The sequence below is a fragment of the Aureimonas sp. SA4125 genome (genome assembly GCF_019973775.1).
Taxonomy (GTDB): Bacteria; Pseudomonadota; Alphaproteobacteria; order Rhizobiales; family Rhizobiaceae; genus Plantimonas.
Map to the genome: position 1 here is coordinate 79,429 of NZ_AP025032.1, position 14,950 is coordinate 94,378.

Genomic DNA, 14,950 nt, shown 5'->3' on the forward strand with positions numbered 1-14,950 from the left:
TGTCTGGTGTTTTCGCGATTTTCGCGAAGGAACCGCGCCAGACCCTCTCGGGGATGCGGAAAGGGTGAACACTGCCGCCAAGGTCCGCGCCTCGATGTAGGGCTTTAGATCGCCTGCAGTTCGCCCTGGGCGACGACGGGACCCGTCGGATTGCCGGTCGGCGATCCGCCGAGGGGTTCGAGCGTGATGGCGAGAACGCCGCCCTTGGCGACCAGCGCCGGCGGAATCTCGATGCGCAGTGTTCCCTGCTGTGCCAGGACGCCGAGCGAGAGCGGCGCCTTGCCGGGTTCGATCAGCCAGAGCTCATGCGCATGCGCCGGGTCGGCGCCGACGGCGATGGGGACGAGCGTCGCGCTCGCCGAGCCGGGATAGACCACCGCCGCGTAGAGCGGCGGGCCGCTTTCGCCGGCGAGCGAGGCCGTCAGCGGTTCGACCGGCGGACCGGGGCTGGCGGCGACGAGGAGTGCGGCAAGGCTCGCGGCGGCGACGCCAAGCGAGCCGAGCCCGAGCCACTGCCAGGCGCCGGAGACGCGGCGGCCCGTTGTGGCGCGTGCCTCCGCCCTTGGGGGAAAGGCTGCCCGCACCCGCAGGATGCGGCCGAGATCGCCGTCGATCGACTCCCAAAGGCCGGCGGGGGGTGCCACGGACTGCGCAGCAGCAACCATCGGACCGAGGCGGTTCTGCCAGTCGTCGACGGCGCGAGCGAAGACGGCGTCGTGGCGCATCCGCCGCTCGGCCTTGATGCGCCCGGCACTATCGAGCACGCCCAGAGCATATTCCGCGGCGAGCATGTCGTCTTCGGGAGGATCGGTGAATTCGCTCATGGCTGCAGGCAGTTCTTCAGGCGCTGCAGGCCGCGGCGGATGAGGCTCTTCATCGTGCCGAGGGGCAGGCTCTCGTCGGCGGCAAGGGTCTCGTAGGTCCGCCCGCCGAAGAAGGCCGAAACGATCGCGCCGCGTGTCCTGGCGTCGAGTGTCTCGAGGCAGGCCGTGAGCTGCCGGTTCTCCTCGACGCGCTCCATCTGCGTGAGGACGTCGGGCGCATCCTCGGCGACGTCGAGAGCATCGTCGATGGCGCGGTGGAAGGCCCGCGGGCCGAGGGCGCGCTGGCGGTCGATCGCGCGGTTGCGGGCAATGGTGGCCAGCCAGGTGATCGGGCTGGCGCGCGAGGGATCGAACCGCTCCGCCTTGTTCCACACCGTAAGGTAGACATCCTGCAGCACGTCTTCCGCCTCTTCCCTGTCGGGCAAGATACGCAGGCAGACGCCAAATAGCTTCGCGGACGTCCGCTCATAGATGTCGCGCAAGGCGGCGCGGTCGCCCCCTGCCACGGCTTCGAGCCGTTCCACCAGATACTGCCGCCCCTCGTCCGGTGTCACCGCGTCAAAACTCACCTGTCTCCATCCCGGCCACAGCCGAACAGCCCCGTCCGACGAAAGTCAACCGCCGGCCGCGGCGTCGGGCCTCAATAGGGCGCCTCGGCCGTCCCCATCTCGACATAGACCGATTTCAACTGGGTATAATGTTCGATCGCCGCCCGTCCGTTCTCGCGGCCGAAGCCCGAGCGCTTCATGCCGCCGAACGGCATCTCGACCGGCGTCAGATTGTAGGCGTTGATCCAGCAGGTGCCGGCCTTCAGCCGGGCCACGACGCGGTGGCCGCGGGCGATGTCGCGGGTGAAGACGCCGGCGGCAAGTCCCATCTCGCTGTCGTTGGCGCGGGCGATCACCTCCTCCTCCCCGTCGAAGTCGAAGACGCACATCACCGGGCCAAAGATTTCCTCGCGGCCGATCCGCATCGTGTCGGTGACATCGGTGAACACCGTCGGCTCGACGAACAGGCCGTCGGCGAAGTTCTCCGGCCGCGCCGCCCGGCCACCGGCGGCGAGCGTCGCACCCTCGGCCTTGCCGAGGTCGAGATAGGCGAGGACGCGGTCGTACTGGGCGCGCGAGACCAGCGGGCCCATTTCGGTCGCTTCGTCCAGCGGATCGCCGAGGCGGATCTTTTCCGTGCGGGCGACGAGCTTTTCCACGAAGGCTGTGCGCACCGAGCGCTCGACGAAGACGCGCGTGCCGTTCGAGCAGATCTGCCCGGTCGAGTAGAAATTGCCGAGAATCGCGCCGGAGACGGCCGCGTCGAGATCGGCGTCGGCAAAGACGATGATCGGCGACTTGCCGCCGAGTTCGAGCGTGACGGGCTTGAGGCCCTCGCTCGCCGCCTGCATCACGCGCACGCCGGTGGCGATCGAGCCGGTGACGGACACCTTCGCCACCTTGGGATGGCCGACAAGCGCCGCGCCGACCTCGCCGCCGCCCTGGACGACGTTGAAGACACCGGCGGGCAGGCCGGCCTCGACAAGAACCTCGGCGAGCTTCAGCGCCGAGAGGGGAGTCACTTCAGAGGGCTTGAAGATCATCGCATTGCCGCAGGCGAGCGCCGGCGCGGCCTTCCAGCAGGCGATCTGGACCGGATAGTTCCAGGCGCCGATGCCGACGCAGACGCCGAGCGGCTCGCGGCGGGTGTAGGCGAAGGAGCCGCCGAGATCGATGTATTCGCCCTTGATGTCGGCAGCGAGCGCGCCGAAGAATTCGAGGCAGTCGGCACCGGAGGCCGCGTCGGCGACGAGCGTTTCCGCCAGCGCCTTGCCGGTATCGAGCGTCTCGAGTTCGGAGATCTTGCGGTTGCGGGCCCGCAGGATGTCGGCCGCACGGCGCAGCACCCGGCCGCGCTCGGCGCCGGTGCGGGCAGCCCATTCGGCCTGTCCGCGCGCGGCGGCGGCGACCGCCGCCTCGATCAGCGCCGGCGTCGCCGCATGCAGGCGCGCGATGACCTCGCCGGTGGCGGGATAGAGGCTGTCGAAGCCTGCGCCCGCTGCGTCCTCGACATAGGCGCCGTCGATGAAGTGGGAGTGTGTCGGCTGTGCGCGCATCGGATCGCCCTTTTCTTCCGTCGTCGCGGCACTTCTACAGCGACGCGGCGCCGAGGCTACCCCATTTGCGACAGGTACCCTGCAAGCCAGGCTTCGGAACTCTCCGGCGAAAGCTCGGTTTGACGACAGGCAACCCGTCAACGAGGAGACCAGAGATGAGCACGCTGCAACCGACGCCGCATATCACCGTCACGCCCGAGACGCGGCCGGTGAACGTCTTCCTGAACGACAATGTCATCGCCTCGACAAAGCAGGCGCTGGTCCTGCAGGAGGGAAACGCCCAACCGGTGCTCTACATCCCGAAGGAGCATGTCGCGATGGAATTCCTTCTGCCAACCGATCGGCGTACGACCTGTCCCCATAAGGGCGAGGCCAGCTATTGGACGATCTCGGCCGGTAATGCGTCGGCCGAAAACGCGGTCTGGGGCTACGACACGCCGAAGGACGGCGTGCTGGCAATCGCAGGCCATGTCGCCTTCTATCCCGACAAGGTCCGCATTCAGGTGGGCTGACCGCAAGGCCACAGGGCGACAGGCCGGGCGGAACCGTTGGGGGTGCAACGGGTTAGGGCTGCCAGGGACGTCTCACTGCAAGGAAATTCCAATGCGCAAGCTTCTTCTCGCCACCGCAGCGCTCGCCGCGCTCGGTGCCGGTTCCGCCATGGCTGACCAGATCGTCGTCAAGGACAGCGGGCCGATGGCCGGGCCTGTCGTCGCCGTCGTTCCCGCGCCGGACAGTGTTCGCAGCTACGTCGTCGCCAATCCGCGGCCGGCCGTTCGCCTCGAGGGCGAGATCGTGCAGGGCTATGTCGTGCCCGGCGATGTCGAACTCGTGCCGGTGCCGGATAACCCCGACTATGTCTACTTCTACGCCGGCGACAACCGCCCGGTGATCGTTCGCGCTGAGGATCGGTCGGTCGTCTATGTCGACGCCGACACGGTGGTCGACGACGGCATCCCGGACGAGCTGATCGGCTATGTCCGCGACAACCCGGTCGATCCCCTGGTGCTCGAGGGTGACATCGCCGTCGGCTACGAGGTGCCGGTCGATGCCCGGCTGCAGCCGGTCGACGGCTACAAGGGCTACAGCTACTTCTATCACAACGGTCAGCCCTACGTGGTCGACCAGACGAGCCGGCGCGTCGTCTACTACCCGCGCTGAAGCGTCAAACAGACCTTAGGAAACGCCGCCTCCGGGCGGCGTTTCGCGTTTGCGCTAGAGCATGATCCGGAAAGGTGGCTTCCGGCTTTCGGAAAGAGATCATGCGGAAACAAAGGACGAAAGCGGGACGGCGAGTCGAAGAAAAGCCATCCCGCTTTAGCGGTCGCTGTGCCCGAGGTCGCGGCCGGGATCCATGACGTCGCGCACCCTCTGCTTCAACACCTTCGCCTCGGGAAAGCCGCCGTCGCGCTTGCGCTCCCAGATCAGCGCACCGTCGCAACTGATCTCGAAGATGCCGCCCGTTCCCGGGATCAGCGCCACTTCCCCAAGATCCGGTCCGAAGGTCGACAGAAGCTCCTGCGCCATCCAGCCCGCGCGCAGCAGCCACTGGCACTGGGTGCAATAGGTGATGGTGATCCGGGGTCCGGGCATGTCGATCCTCGCTGGCGGTTGTTCCAGACATGGCTGGGCCCGGCGCCGCTGGCAAGCGGTCCGGGCCCACACGTGGCATTCCGGGAGGAGCGGCTTCCGCCGAAGGAGCGGCCGGCCGATACGCGCCGGCCTTCCTATCCGCTGGCGACTGCGTGGAATCAGCTCTTGGCGCTGGCGACGAGCACCGGCGTGTTGCGAAACTGCTCGGGGAACATCTCTTTCAGATTGTCGATCTTCGGCTGGTCGTGGATGACGATGTAGGGATAGGTCGGATTCTGCACGAGGAAGTCCTGGTGATAGGCCTCGGCCGGGAAGAAGCGCGCCCCGTCCTCGAGCGTCGTGACGATCTTGCCGGGATAGACGCCGGTCTTGTCGAGCTGGGCGATATAGGCCGCCGCGACCTTGGCCTGCTCGGGCGTCGTCGGAAAGATCGCCGAGCGGTACTGCGTGCCGCTGTCCGGGCCCTGCCGGTTCAGCTGGGTCGGATCGTGCGCGACCGAGAAATAGATCTGGAGAAGTTCGCCATAGGTCACTTCCCGGGGATCGTAGGTGATCGCGACGGCTTCGGCATGGGCGCTCCGTCCGCCCGAAACGGTCTCGTAGGTGGCTGTTTCGGGCGTGCCGCCGGCATAGCCGGAGACGGCATTGCTGACGCCCTCGACATGCTGGAACACGCCTTGGACGCCCCAGAAGCAACCGCCGGCGAGGATCGCGGTCTCCTGGGTCTTGCCGGCGCTCTCGTCGACGGCCGGGGCGGGAATGACGAAGGCGGCATCCGCCGCCTGAGCCGGAAGCCGGCCCATGAGGGTCGCCCCGCCGGCGACGACCAGCGTGACGACCGCGGCAGAGGCGGCGAAACGCAAGCGCCGGGAGCGGCTGGCTGAAGTCGAGGACATCGATGTTTCCCTTATCTGGTGAGCGTCTGGTCGGCGTCTGGCAAACGGCGGGGCGCCCTCTGGCGCGATGCGGCGGCCATACCGGCCACGCCTGCCACTGATGAGCGGTGACCCGCCGCATTCCGGCTTTGGTGAAGAACTCCGCCCATCGATAAATGCGCATGCCGCGCATCCCGTGCAAATCACAGCTGCGGCAATGACGATGACAGGATCGAAGGGTGGCCGGCCGCCCCGACCCCGCGCGGGATCGGGGCGGGGTCGCAGGTCAGCTCGGGCAGTCGGTCTTCGCGGGATCGGATGCCGTCGCGGCGGTCGCCATCGCATCGGTCGACGCCATGGCGTCGCCGGGCTTCATGGCGTCGGCGGTTTTCATCGCATCGCCGGCTTTCATGGCATCGTCGGCTTGCATCGCATCCTCGGCTTTCATGGCATCGGCAGGCGCCATCGCGTCGGCGGCTTTCATCGCATCGGCCGACATGGCGTCGTGCGGCTTGGCGCAGTCGGCCATCGCATCCATGGCCAAAGCCCCGCCCGAAAGCGCGGCGGAGCCGCTCAGGACGAGGAGCGTCAAAGCGATGGTACGCAGGAGCATGGTCATGACAGTTTCCTTCATTGCGGGAATCGCGCCCGTCCCGGGTCGCGCTTTGCGTCGCCGCGAATGCGGCGCGACGCGCCTGTTGCAGCGGCCTGCCGACCCGCGGGGACGGGCCGGTCGCTGCCATTGCCAAAATCGGCGCCAAAATCGGCGCCGGAACCGGCGGACTCTCCTCCGATCGTCGCGTCTTGCGATGCGACTGAAGCCGCCGGCTTCGTCAAAGGAGAATTCGCAGAAGCAACGGGATCGGTTACGCTCTCACCCCTTCGTGATGGGCGCTCGCCTCACAGGCCGCCCCGCTGTGCCCCGGCACCCGGCATTCTCGTGTTATATTTTCGTGCTATCGTGTAACCGGAGGGCCCGTTCCCACGAACTCATCGTGGTGTGGAGGCCGAACGGACATGGCGTGATCCCCATCGAAACACGGATGAAGGCGCTGATGATTGCCGGCCTCGGGGGCGACGCGGTCTCCTATCGCGCTCTCCTCGAGGAACTCGGCCGTTATCTCAGGCGCTATTTCGTCCGCCGTCTGGGGCCGGGCCGCGTGGACGACGCGGAGGATCTCGTGCAGGAGACGCTCATCGCCGTCCATGACCGGCGGGGTACCTACGATATCGAGAGGCCCTTCACCGTCTGGCTGCATGCGGTGGCGCGCTACAAGCTGATCGACTATTTCCGACATCATAAGGTTCGTGCCGCCGTACCGATCGACGATGTCGACGGCTTGTTCGCCGCCGATGCAGCGGAGGCGGCCATGGCTCGCCTCGACGTCGACCGCCTGCTCGAATCGATTCCGCCGCGCTCGCGTGCCCTGATCCGCAGCGTCAAGTTGAACGGCGATACCATCGCCGAGACCGCCGCCGTCACCGGCATGTCGGAATCGGCGGTGAAAGTCGGGATCCATCGCGGCGTGAAAGCACTGGCCATGAGAATGCGAGGGCAGGTTGCGCGGCGCGACGAATGAACTCATCGACCGGCTGAGCGCCGATCTCGCGCCCGTGAGCCGACATGCGCTGGCGCGGCGGCTTGGCATGGGGCTTCTTACCGGTGCGCTCGTGGCCGTGGTGGCGATGCTCGTGGGCATCGGTCCACGGGCCGATTTCGTCCCCGCGCTCGCCCTGCCGAGCTTCTGGATCAAGCTGGTCTATACGGCGCTGCTGCTGCTGGCCGGCTTTCTGTCGCTCGGCGACGTGGCCCGGCCAGCGGGGTCGGCGCGACGCGGTGCATGGCTCGCCCTCGTCGTGCTGGCGATCGTCGCGGTCATGGGCACGGTGCAGTATCTGACGACGTCGCCGCCGGCCCGCAATGGCGTGCTGTTCGGGCATTCCGCCAACGTCTGCCCCGTCGCCATCCTGGCGCTGTCGGTGCCGATCTTCCTCGGTGCGGTCTGGGCGCTGCGGGGACTGGCGCCGACACGGCTGACGCTTGCCGGTGCCGTCGCCGGCTTTTGCGCCGGCGCCGCGTCTGCGCTGATCTACTCGTTTTCCTGCGGCGAGACCGGCATCGCCTTTCTCGCCAGCTGGTACACGCTGGGAACGCTTGCCAGCGCCGGCCTCGGCGCACTTTTCGGGCGCCTGGCGCTGCACTGGTAGCGCCCGTCGACGGAGCGGGCGAAATCGACCGCCCGGCCGATTGATCCCGGCTGCGTCCACGCTATGTGAGCGCGATGCTTCTGGCGCGGACACGGCGCGGCTGCTAGCCTTTTCCCACCGCAATGGACTGATCGCAGCCGATGGCATCGCTGTACAAATACGCCTGGAAGCACACAAAGCGCGACCAGATCTGGATGCTGGTCGTCGTGGCCCTGTCGATCCCGGCGCTTTTCTTCTCGCTGAACCTCCCCAAACTCATCGTCAACGGCCCGATCCAGGGCCAAGGTTTCGAGCGCGGGATGAGCACCCAGACCTATCTCGGGATCTCGCTGCCCGATTGGCTGCCGCTCGGCGGCGGCCTCTCCTTGTTCGACGGCTTCACGCTCGACCGCCTGATGGCGCTCTACGTCCTCAGCGGCCTCTTCCTCTTGATGGTCATCGTCAACGGCTGGTTCAAATACTACCTCAACACCTACAAGGGCCGGCTCGGCGAGCGCATGCTGCGCCGCATGCGCTTCGAGTTCGTCGATCTCGTCCTGCGCTTTCCCATCCTGCGCTTCCGCCAGCTCCGCTCGCCCGAGGTCGCCTCGATGATCAAGGACGAGTTGGAGCCGATCGGCGGCTTCATCGGCGAAGCCTTCGTCACCCCCGTCTACCTGATCAGCCAGGTGCTGACGGCGATCGTCTTCATCTTCGTCCAGAGCGTCCAGCTCGGCATGGTGGCGATGGCGGTGATGGTCATCCAGATCGTGCTGATCCCGCGCATGCGGCGGCGCCTGCTCGTTCTCGGCCGCCAGCGCCAGCTGACGGCGCGCATGTTCGCCGGCCGGGTCGGCGAGATCGTGGAGGGCATCGCCAGCGTCCACACCAACGACACGTCCAACTACGAGCGCGCCGGGGTCGCCGAAGAACTCGGCCGCATCTACCTGATCCGCTTCGACATCTACCAGTGGAAGTTCCTGGTCAAATTTCTGAACAATTTCCTCAGCCAGGTGACACCCTTCATCTTCTATCTCTTCGGCGGCTATTTCGCGATCCGCGGCCAGCTCGACATCGGCCAGCTGGTCGCGGTGATCGCCGCCTACAAGGACCTGCCCTCGCCGCTGAAGGACCTGATCGACTGGGACCAGAGCCGGCTCGACGTGACGGTTAAGTACGAGCAGGTGGTCGAGCAGTTCGACGTCGACAACATCGCTGATGCCGCGCTGCAGAAGCCGGTGATGGAGCGCATCCCGGCGCTCGCCAGCGGCTTCGCCCTGACCAGCGTCGGAGCCAAGGACGATTCCGACGGGCGCCTGTTCGAGCAGGTGACGCTCGACCTGCCGCTCGGCGAGCGGGTCGCCGTGGTCTCGGGCATCGGCGAGGGGGCCGAGCATGTCGCCGAGGTGCTGGGGCGGCTGCGGCCGGCTGATGTCGGCCAGATCATCCTGGCCGGCGAAGCGCTCGACAAGCTGCCGGAGGCCGTGACGGGCCGGCGCGTGGCCTATGTCGATGCCTCGCCGTATTTTCCAAGGGCGACGCTGCGCGATACGCTCCTCTATAGCCTGCGCCATTATCCCGTGAAACAGGGCCCCCGCGGCAAGAACGCCGAGGAGGCGAAAATCCGCCACGAGACGAAACGCTCGGGCAATACGCTGCTCGACGTGCGCGACGACTGGATCGACTACGAGGCGCTGGGGCTTGCCTCGCCTGAAGAGCTCGGCCACCGCCTCGCGGAGATTCTGAAGCTCGTGATCCTCGATCGCGACGTCCACCTCTTCGGCCTGCGAACGCGCGTGCCGGCCGAATTCCAGGAAGAGGTCGCCGCGACGGTGCTCCAGTCGCGGCATGCCTTCCGCGACCTGCTCGCGGCCGAGGACATGGAGGCCTATGTCGAGCCCTTCGATTCCGATCGCTACATCGCCAATGCCTCGATCATGGAGAACATCGTCTTCGGCGCGCCCGTCGACCAGCGCCTCGGCCTGTCGCAGTTCTATGTCCACCCGTTCGCCCGCGACACCCTGCGCGCCACGGGGCTTTCGTCCGACCTCTTCGAGATCGGCCGCAACATCGCCGCGACGATGATCGAACTGTTCGGCGAGCTCGAGCCGGGAAATCCGCTGCTGCAGCGCATCTCGGTGATGACGCCGGAGGAACTCGGCGACTACCGCCAGGTCCTCTCGCGCGCCGCCGGGCGCACCTACGAGCAGGCGGGCGATGCCGAGCGTGCGGCCCTCGTGCGGCTCGCCCTCAGCTATATCGAGCCGAGCCATCGCCTGGGGATCATCGACGATGCCTTCAGGCAGCGCGTCGTCGAGACCCGCCGCATCTTCCGCGAGAAGATCCCCGAGGAACTGGCCGGCATGCTGGTCTTCCACGATGCGGACGCCTTCAACCCGGCCGCCTCGATCCAGGACAACATCCTCTTCGGCCGCATCGCCTACGACCTCGCCAATGCGACCGCGGCGGTGGAGGGCCTTCTCCTGCGCACCTTCGACGAACTCGGTCTGTCCGACATCGTCCAGGCGGCCGGCCTCTACTACGACGTCGGCGCCGGGGCCAAGCGCCTGTCGGTCGGCCAGCAGCAGAAGCTCGCGCTCGCCCGCGCACTGATGAAGGCGCCGGACTACCTCATCGTCAACCGCGGTCTTTCGGCGCTCGATGCCGACAGCCAGTCCCGCATCATCGAGGCGACGCTGGCCTATGGGAAGCGTGCCGAAGCGCCCTTCGGCACCTTCTGGGTTCTCGCCTCGGCGCAGCACGCCGAGCTTTTCGACAGGGCGATCGAGTTCAAGGCTGGCCGCGTCGTCGCCGATGCTCCGATCGAGGGCAAGGTGCCGGCCTTCGTCGAGGAGGTCGAGGAGATCGAGGAAGCCGAAGCGGGGCAGGCGAGCAACGGATCCGCCGGTCCACAGGCCGGCAAGACCCGCCCGGAGATGGCAGGATCGCCCACCGAGGACGAGGCGGAAGTGCCGGGGGAGACCCCTTTGCCGCCCCCGCCTGAAGCCGGAAGCGCTGCGACGGTTCGCTGATGGGCCCGTCTTCGCTCCGTTCCGGCTGTGAACTTGGCACGCGACGGGGCTTGTCACCTGCTTTGGGATGACGGACAGTCACGCAGGCACCATATAAAACGTGATCTGTCATCAAGCGGATCAAAGACTTCAGTAGAGCAAGGCGTTTCATCTCTTGCGGAGATCGTTGACGACATGAGCCAGTTGAAGAACGAGGTCGATATCCTGCGGCGGGTGCCGCTGTTTTCGGGCGTCGATTCGCCGAAACTGAAGCTCCTCGCCTTCACCTCGCAGGTGGTCCGCTACCGCAAGGACGAGACGCTCTTCCGGGAAGGCGATGTCGGCGACAGCGCCTATGTCATTCTCAGCGGCAATGCCCGGGTCTTTGCGACCACGCCCCAGGGCCGGATCGACCTTGCCGAGGTCGGCGAGACCGATTTCGTCGGCGAGATCGCCATCCTCTGCGACGTTCCGCGCACGGCGACCGTCGAGGCGACGTCGGATCTGACGGCGTTGAAGGTCAACAAGGAGTGTTTCGGCGAACTCCTGACCACTTTCCCCTCCATGGGCATCGCGATGCTTCGGGAACTCGGTTTTCGACTCAGCCGGACGACGGCGGACCTCGTCGCGGCCGAAAGCCGGAACGCCCGTGGGTGATGCCGCAGAGGTAAGGTCGGGAAGGCGCGCGGCGTCCTTTCCCGCCCGCAGGGGCTGATGGCGGTGGACGGGGCGGACGGCGGTGCTTTCACCATCAAGGTCTGGGGTGCCCGCGGTACCTTGCCAGGCTGCGGCGAGGGGCAGACCGCCTTCGGCACGGAAACCTGCTGCGTCGAGATGCAGATCGACGGCCACCGGCTGATCTTCGATGCGGGAACCGGCATCGTCGCGCTGGGCCGTGAGATGGCGGCCGAAGGCGCCGGCGGTGCCGATCTCTTCTTCAGCCATGTCCACTACGACCACATCATGGGCCTGCCCTTCTTCCTCCCGCTCTACAAGCCGGGATGCAGGATTTCCGTCTCGGCCGGGCACATGCTGGACGGGCGATCCTGCGCCGACATCGTCACCGACTATATGCGCGCGCCCTTCCTGCCGATCACGCCGAAGGTCTTCTCCGCCGACGTGGACTATCGCAGCTTTCAGCCGGGGGACGGGCTGACCCCGCAGGCCGGAATCGAGATCGCGACGGCGCGGCTGCGCCATCCGAACGGCGCCGTCGGTTACCGCGTCAGTCATCGGGGTCGCGTGGCCGCCTATGTCACCGATACCGAGCACGAGCCGGGCGAGACGGACGCAGCGGTGCTCGGCCTGTTCGAGGGGGCGGACATCGTCTTCTACGATACCACCTACACCGATGAGGAGATGGAAAAGTACCGGGGCTACGGCCACTCTTCCTGGCAGGAGGGCGTTCGCCTGGCCGAGGCGGCCGGCGCCCGCCAGCTCGTGCTTTTCCATCACGCCCATTACCGCGACGACGCCGCCCTGGCGCGCATCGAGGCGGAGGCGCGCGCCGTCTTCCCGAACGTGGTCGTCGGCCGCACCGGGCTCGCCTTCCGCCTTGCCGAGCCGGTCGATCGCCGGGAGGACGTGGATGGCGGTCACGACTGAAGAGGACGATGCGCAGCGCGTGACGGGTTGGATCCGCCCATCGGAGATCCTGGCCCAGCTTCGCGGCGCCGATCTCGCCCAGACGCTGTCTCCCAGCATCAGGGAGCAGGTGGTGCGCAAGGACGATGTCGGCGAGGTTCTGGTGAAGATCATCCAGATCTTCATCGTCTCCTTCGTGGCGCTCCTCTACGTGCTGGCGCCGCGGCCGACCGACATCGGCACGCTGTGGTCGCCGACGCCCTATTTTCTCTCCGCCTATCTCGTCCTGACCTTTGCCGGGCTCCTCTGGGCCCTGCATCCGCCGGTGCCGGCCTTTGCCATCTACGCCTCGATCGCGCTCGATTTCATCCTGCTCTACACCCTGATCTGGAGTTTCCACCGGCAATACGGGCAGCCGCCGAGCTTCGTCTTGAAGTCGCCGACGCTCCTTTACGTCTTCCTGTTCATCGCCATCAGGACGCTGCGCTTCGAGGTCCGCTTCGTCGTCGCGGCGGGCGTGATGGCGGCGCTCGGCTGGGTCGTGATCCTCGCCTGGGTCATCCTCGTCGACCCCGAGCATGCGATCATCACCCGCAACTACGTGACCTATCTGACCAGCAACACCGTTCTAATCGGCGCCGAGATCGACAAGATCCTCCTCATCACCATGGTGACCGCCGTGCTGGCGCTGTCGCTGACCCTCGCCAAGCGGCTGCTCGTCTCCTCGATCAGCGAGGCGCAGGCGGCCGGCAACCTGTCGCGCTTCTTCGATCCGGCTGTCGCCAGCGACATCCGCGACCAGGATGGCGACACCGCCCCCGGCGACGGCGAGCTTCGCAACGCTACCATCCTCTTCATCGACCTGCGCAATTTCACCACGATCGCCGCAAGCCGCCCGCCGGCGGCCGTCATCGGGGCGCTGGCGGCCGCCCAGGCGGTGCTGGTGCCGATCGTGCGCGAGCATGGTGGCACGATCGACAAGTTCATGGGCGACGGCATCATGGTCACCTTCGGCGCCGTCAGGCCGAGCGTGGGGCACGCCGCCGACGCGCTGCGCTGCGCGATCGCGGTTCTCGACGGCTTTGCCGACTTCGCGCGGGCCGAGGACGGATCCTGGTTCGCGGCGGAAGGGCTCGGCGTCGCCGCGGTGACGGGGCCGGTCATTTCGGGACTGGTCGGCGTCGAGGGCCGCCTCGAATTCACCGTCATCGGCAGCGCCGTCAATCTCTGCGCCAAGCTCGAGAAGCACAACAAGGTGCTGGGCTCGCAGGGGATGACGACGGCGACGACGCTCGCTCTGGCAACAGGGCAGGGCTATGCCGCCGAGCCTGACCTTTCCTCCGAGATCGTCGCCATTCCCGGCATCGTCGACCCCGTCGAGATCGTCGTCCTGCGCCGTCCGGGAGGGATGGCGGGCGGCCGAGAGCGATGAGCGAGGACACGCTCGTCGAGCGGATCGGCGACTGGCTGATCGAACAGGCGCTGGCCGACAGCCCCTTCCCGGGCACCTTTCGCCAGTTCTGCCTGCGCTTGCGGTCGATCGGCATCCCCGTGGTGCGCGCCCGCGTCATCTGGCCGACGCTCCACCCGCTCTTCCGCGCCGAGACGCTGCTCTGGCATCTGGACGAGCCGCTCGAATTCCAGCAGTTCAACCATCAGGACAGGGAAAGCGAGGCCTGGAAACAGAGCCCGATCCGCTGGATGCTGGAAGAGGACGTCACGGTCATGCGGCGCCGGCTGACGGGCCCCGATCCGCAGCTCGATTTCGCTCTCCTCGAGGAACTGGCGGGGGAAGGCTATACGGATTTTCTGGGCATCCGCACCTCCTTCACCGGCAGCCGCCCGGCGCTGCGGCCCGACGGCCGGGCCGATTTCGGCCTCCACGTCACCTGGGTGACGGAGCGCCGGTCGGGCTTCTCGGACGCGGACATCGGCGCGCTTCAGCGCCTCCAGCCCTATTTCGCGGTGGCCTGCAAGACCGCGATCCAGCCGAGGATGACGGCCAACATCACCGATGCCTATCTCGGGCCGACGGTGGCGCGGCAGGTGCTTTCGGGCCAGATCCAGCTTGGCAGCGGCAGCCATACGCTGGCTCTGGTCTGGTACTCGGACCTGCGCGATTCCACCCGTTTCTCGGAGACCCTCGACGAGACGCGCTATCTCGCCCTCCTCAACGCCTATTTTGGCTGCGTCGCGACGGCTGCCATCGAGGCGGGCGGCGAGGTGCTGGCCTTCATCGGCGATGCGGTGCTCGCGATCTTTCCGATCAAGGGCGAGGGCTGCGAGGTCGGCGAGACGCTCGACGACGTCGTGCGGGCCGCGACGGAAGCGGCGCACCAGGCGCGGGCGGCCGTGGCGGCGCTGAACGCGACGCGGCAAGCCGATGGCGAGAGGCCGATCGGCTTCGGCATCGCCATGAACATCGGCGAGGTGATGTTCGGCAATGTCGGCATCCCCCGGCGGCTCTCCTTCTCGATCGTCGGCCCGACGGTCAACGAGGCCGCGCGGATCGAGAAGATGACGAAGACGCTCGGCACCGGCGTCCTCGCCACGCACGCCGTCGCCGCGACCGACCCGTCGGCCTGGACCTCCGTCGGCGCCCATTTGCTTGCCGGCCTGGAGCACCCGGTGGAGCTCTACGCGCTGCTGGAAGCGGCGGCCGTCGACCCGCTCCGGCTCGCGGCACCCGCGGCGGAAGGGTTTCGCTGAGGCTCCAAGGTCGGTCTGCGAGCCCGCGAAATGGCTCCAGCAGACCTTCTCACGGCCTCACTC

General features: G+C 67.1%; 15 protein-coding genes. 9 read left to right on the forward strand and 6 right to left on the reverse strand.

The features are described from left to right. Positions 1-104: 104 nt before the first annotated feature. The 3 genes from Sa4125_RS00425 to betB form a co-directional block, all read right to left on the reverse strand. A complete protein-coding gene (locus tag Sa4125_RS00425; RefSeq protein WP_224002510.1) occupies positions 105-824 on the reverse strand; it encodes an anti-sigma factor in 720 nt (239 codons plus the stop codon). Continuing rightward, entirely contained in the window at positions 821-1,393 is a 573-nt protein-coding gene (locus tag Sa4125_RS00430) for a sigma-70 family RNA polymerase sigma factor (RefSeq protein ID WP_224002512.1), read from the reverse strand. Before Sa4125_RS00430 ends, Sa4125_RS00425 begins: the two co-directional genes overlap by 4 nt. A gap of 71 nt (positions 1,394-1,464) precedes the next feature. Further along, positions 1,465-2,928 carry a betaine-aldehyde dehydrogenase gene (gene betB, locus Sa4125_RS00435; protein WP_224002514.1) on the reverse strand — a complete coding sequence of 488 codons (1,464 nt, stop codon included), beginning with the start codon at positions 2,926-2,928 and terminating at the stop codon, positions 1,465-1,467. Between the two features lie 155 nt (positions 2,929-3,083). Here betB and Sa4125_RS00440 point away from each other — a divergent pair, with 155 nt between their 5' ends. Both Sa4125_RS00440 and Sa4125_RS00445 read left to right on the forward strand, forming a co-directional pair. Beyond that, positions 3,084-3,440 (forward strand): DUF427 domain-containing protein, encoded by a 357-nt coding sequence (locus tag Sa4125_RS00440; RefSeq protein ID WP_224002516.1) that lies wholly within the window; start codon positions 3,084-3,086, stop codon positions 3,438-3,440. Positions 3,441-3,531: 91 nt separating this feature from the next. Then, a complete protein-coding gene (locus Sa4125_RS00445) occupies positions 3,532-4,089 on the forward strand; it encodes a DUF1236 domain-containing protein (protein WP_224002517.1) in 558 nt (185 codons plus the stop codon). A 156-nt stretch (positions 4,090-4,245) separates the two neighbouring features. Here the strand turns inward: Sa4125_RS00445 and Sa4125_RS00450 are convergent, their stop codons facing one another. The 3 genes from Sa4125_RS00450 to Sa4125_RS00460 all read right to left on the reverse strand — a co-directional run bounded on the left by Sa4125_RS00450 (position 4,246) and on the right by Sa4125_RS00460 (position 6,015). Next, complete coding sequence (locus tag Sa4125_RS00450) at positions 4,246-4,521, reverse strand: SelT/SelW/SelH family protein (protein WP_224002519.1); 276 nt, start codon at positions 4,519-4,521, stop codon at positions 4,246-4,248. Positions 4,522-4,679: 158 nt separating this feature from the next. Further along, positions 4,680-5,417 carry a peptide-methionine (S)-S-oxide reductase MsrA gene (gene msrA / locus Sa4125_RS00455; RefSeq protein ID WP_224002521.1) on the reverse strand — a complete coding sequence of 246 codons (738 nt, stop codon included), beginning with the start codon at positions 5,415-5,417 and terminating at the stop codon, positions 4,680-4,682. Between the two features lie 265 nt (positions 5,418-5,682). Beyond that, positions 5,683-6,015 (reverse strand): hypothetical protein, encoded by a 333-nt coding sequence (locus Sa4125_RS00460; RefSeq protein ID WP_224002523.1) that lies wholly within the window; start codon positions 6,013-6,015, stop codon positions 5,683-5,685. 424 nt (positions 6,016-6,439) lie between these two features. Between Sa4125_RS00460 and Sa4125_RS00465 the strand changes: the two genes are divergently transcribed. The 7 genes from Sa4125_RS00465 to Sa4125_RS00495 all read left to right on the forward strand — a co-directional run bounded on the left by Sa4125_RS00465 (position 6,440) and on the right by Sa4125_RS00495 (position 14,887). Further along, on the forward strand, positions 6,440-6,976 hold the full coding sequence (locus Sa4125_RS00465) for a sigma-70 family RNA polymerase sigma factor (RefSeq protein ID WP_224008196.1): 537 nt from the start codon (positions 6,440-6,442) through the stop codon (positions 6,974-6,976). After that, entirely contained in the window at positions 6,957-7,604 is a 648-nt protein-coding gene (locus tag Sa4125_RS00470; RefSeq protein ID WP_224002525.1) for a DUF1109 domain-containing protein, read from the forward strand. The genes Sa4125_RS00465 and Sa4125_RS00470 overlap by 20 nt, the downstream gene beginning before the upstream one ends. Before the next feature lie 140 nt (positions 7,605-7,744). Next, a complete protein-coding gene (locus tag Sa4125_RS00475; protein ID WP_224002526.1) occupies positions 7,745-10,615 on the forward strand; it encodes an ABC transporter transmembrane domain-containing protein in 2,871 nt (956 codons plus the stop codon). 174 nt (positions 10,616-10,789) lie between these two features. Continuing rightward, on the forward strand, positions 10,790-11,251 hold the full coding sequence (locus Sa4125_RS00480; RefSeq protein WP_224002528.1) for a Crp/Fnr family transcriptional regulator: 462 nt from the start codon (positions 10,790-10,792) through the stop codon (positions 11,249-11,251). A 57-nt stretch (positions 11,252-11,308) separates the two neighbouring features. Continuing rightward, positions 11,309-12,199: an MBL fold metallo-hydrolase gene (locus Sa4125_RS00485; protein WP_224002530.1), complete on the forward strand. Its 891-nt coding sequence runs from the start codon at positions 11,309-11,311 to the stop codon at positions 12,197-12,199. Next, positions 12,183-13,610 carry an adenylate/guanylate cyclase domain-containing protein gene (locus Sa4125_RS00490; RefSeq protein ID WP_224002532.1) on the forward strand — a complete coding sequence of 476 codons (1,428 nt, stop codon included), beginning with the start codon at positions 12,183-12,185 and terminating at the stop codon, positions 13,608-13,610. The genes Sa4125_RS00485 and Sa4125_RS00490 overlap by 17 nt, the downstream gene beginning before the upstream one ends. Further along, positions 13,607-14,887 carry an adenylate/guanylate cyclase domain-containing protein gene (locus tag Sa4125_RS00495; RefSeq protein ID WP_224002534.1) on the forward strand — a complete coding sequence of 427 codons (1,281 nt, stop codon included), beginning with the start codon at positions 13,607-13,609 and terminating at the stop codon, positions 14,885-14,887. The genes Sa4125_RS00490 and Sa4125_RS00495 overlap by 4 nt, the downstream gene beginning before the upstream one ends. Positions 14,888-14,950 lie beyond the last annotated feature (63 nt).

Excerpts from the sequence above, each read along its gene's own strand:
- Sa4125_RS00425 (WP_224002510.1), bottom strand. The coding sequence starts at position 824 with ATGAGCGAATTCACCGATCCTCCCGAAGACGACATGCTCGCCGCGGAA.
- betB (WP_224002514.1), bottom strand. The coding sequence starts at position 2,928 with ATGCGCGCACAGCCGACACACTCCCACTTCATCGACGGCGCCTATGTC.
- Sa4125_RS00440 (WP_224002516.1), top strand. The coding sequence starts at position 3,084 with ATGAGCACGCTGCAACCGACGCCGCATATCACCGTCACGCCCGAGACG.
- Sa4125_RS00445 (WP_224002517.1), top strand. The coding sequence starts at position 3,532 with ATGCGCAAGCTTCTTCTCGCCACCGCAGCGCTCGCCGCGCTCGGTGCC.
- Sa4125_RS00450 (WP_224002519.1), bottom strand. The coding sequence starts at position 4,521 with ATGCCCGGACCCCGGATCACCATCACCTATTGCACCCAGTGCCAGTGG.
- msrA (WP_224002521.1), bottom strand. The coding sequence starts at position 5,417 with ATGTCCTCGACTTCAGCCAGCCGCTCCCGGCGCTTGCGTTTCGCCGCC.
- Sa4125_RS00460 (WP_224002523.1), bottom strand. The coding sequence starts at position 6,015 with ATGACCATGCTCCTGCGTACCATCGCTTTGACGCTCCTCGTCCTGAGC.
- Sa4125_RS00465 (WP_224008196.1), top strand. The coding sequence starts at position 6,440 with ATGAAGGCGCTGATGATTGCCGGCCTCGGGGGCGACGCGGTCTCCTAT.
- Sa4125_RS00475 (WP_224002526.1), top strand. The coding sequence starts at position 7,745 with ATGGCATCGCTGTACAAATACGCCTGGAAGCACACAAAGCGCGACCAG.
- Sa4125_RS00480 (WP_224002528.1), top strand. The coding sequence starts at position 10,790 with ATGAGCCAGTTGAAGAACGAGGTCGATATCCTGCGGCGGGTGCCGCTG.
- Sa4125_RS00485 (WP_224002530.1), top strand. The coding sequence starts at position 11,309 with ATGGCGGTGGACGGGGCGGACGGCGGTGCTTTCACCATCAAGGTCTGG.
- Sa4125_RS00490 (WP_224002532.1), top strand. The coding sequence starts at position 12,183 with ATGGCGGTCACGACTGAAGAGGACGATGCGCAGCGCGTGACGGGTTGG.
- Sa4125_RS00495 (WP_224002534.1), top strand. The coding sequence starts at position 13,607 with ATGAGCGAGGACACGCTCGTCGAGCGGATCGGCGACTGGCTGATCGAA.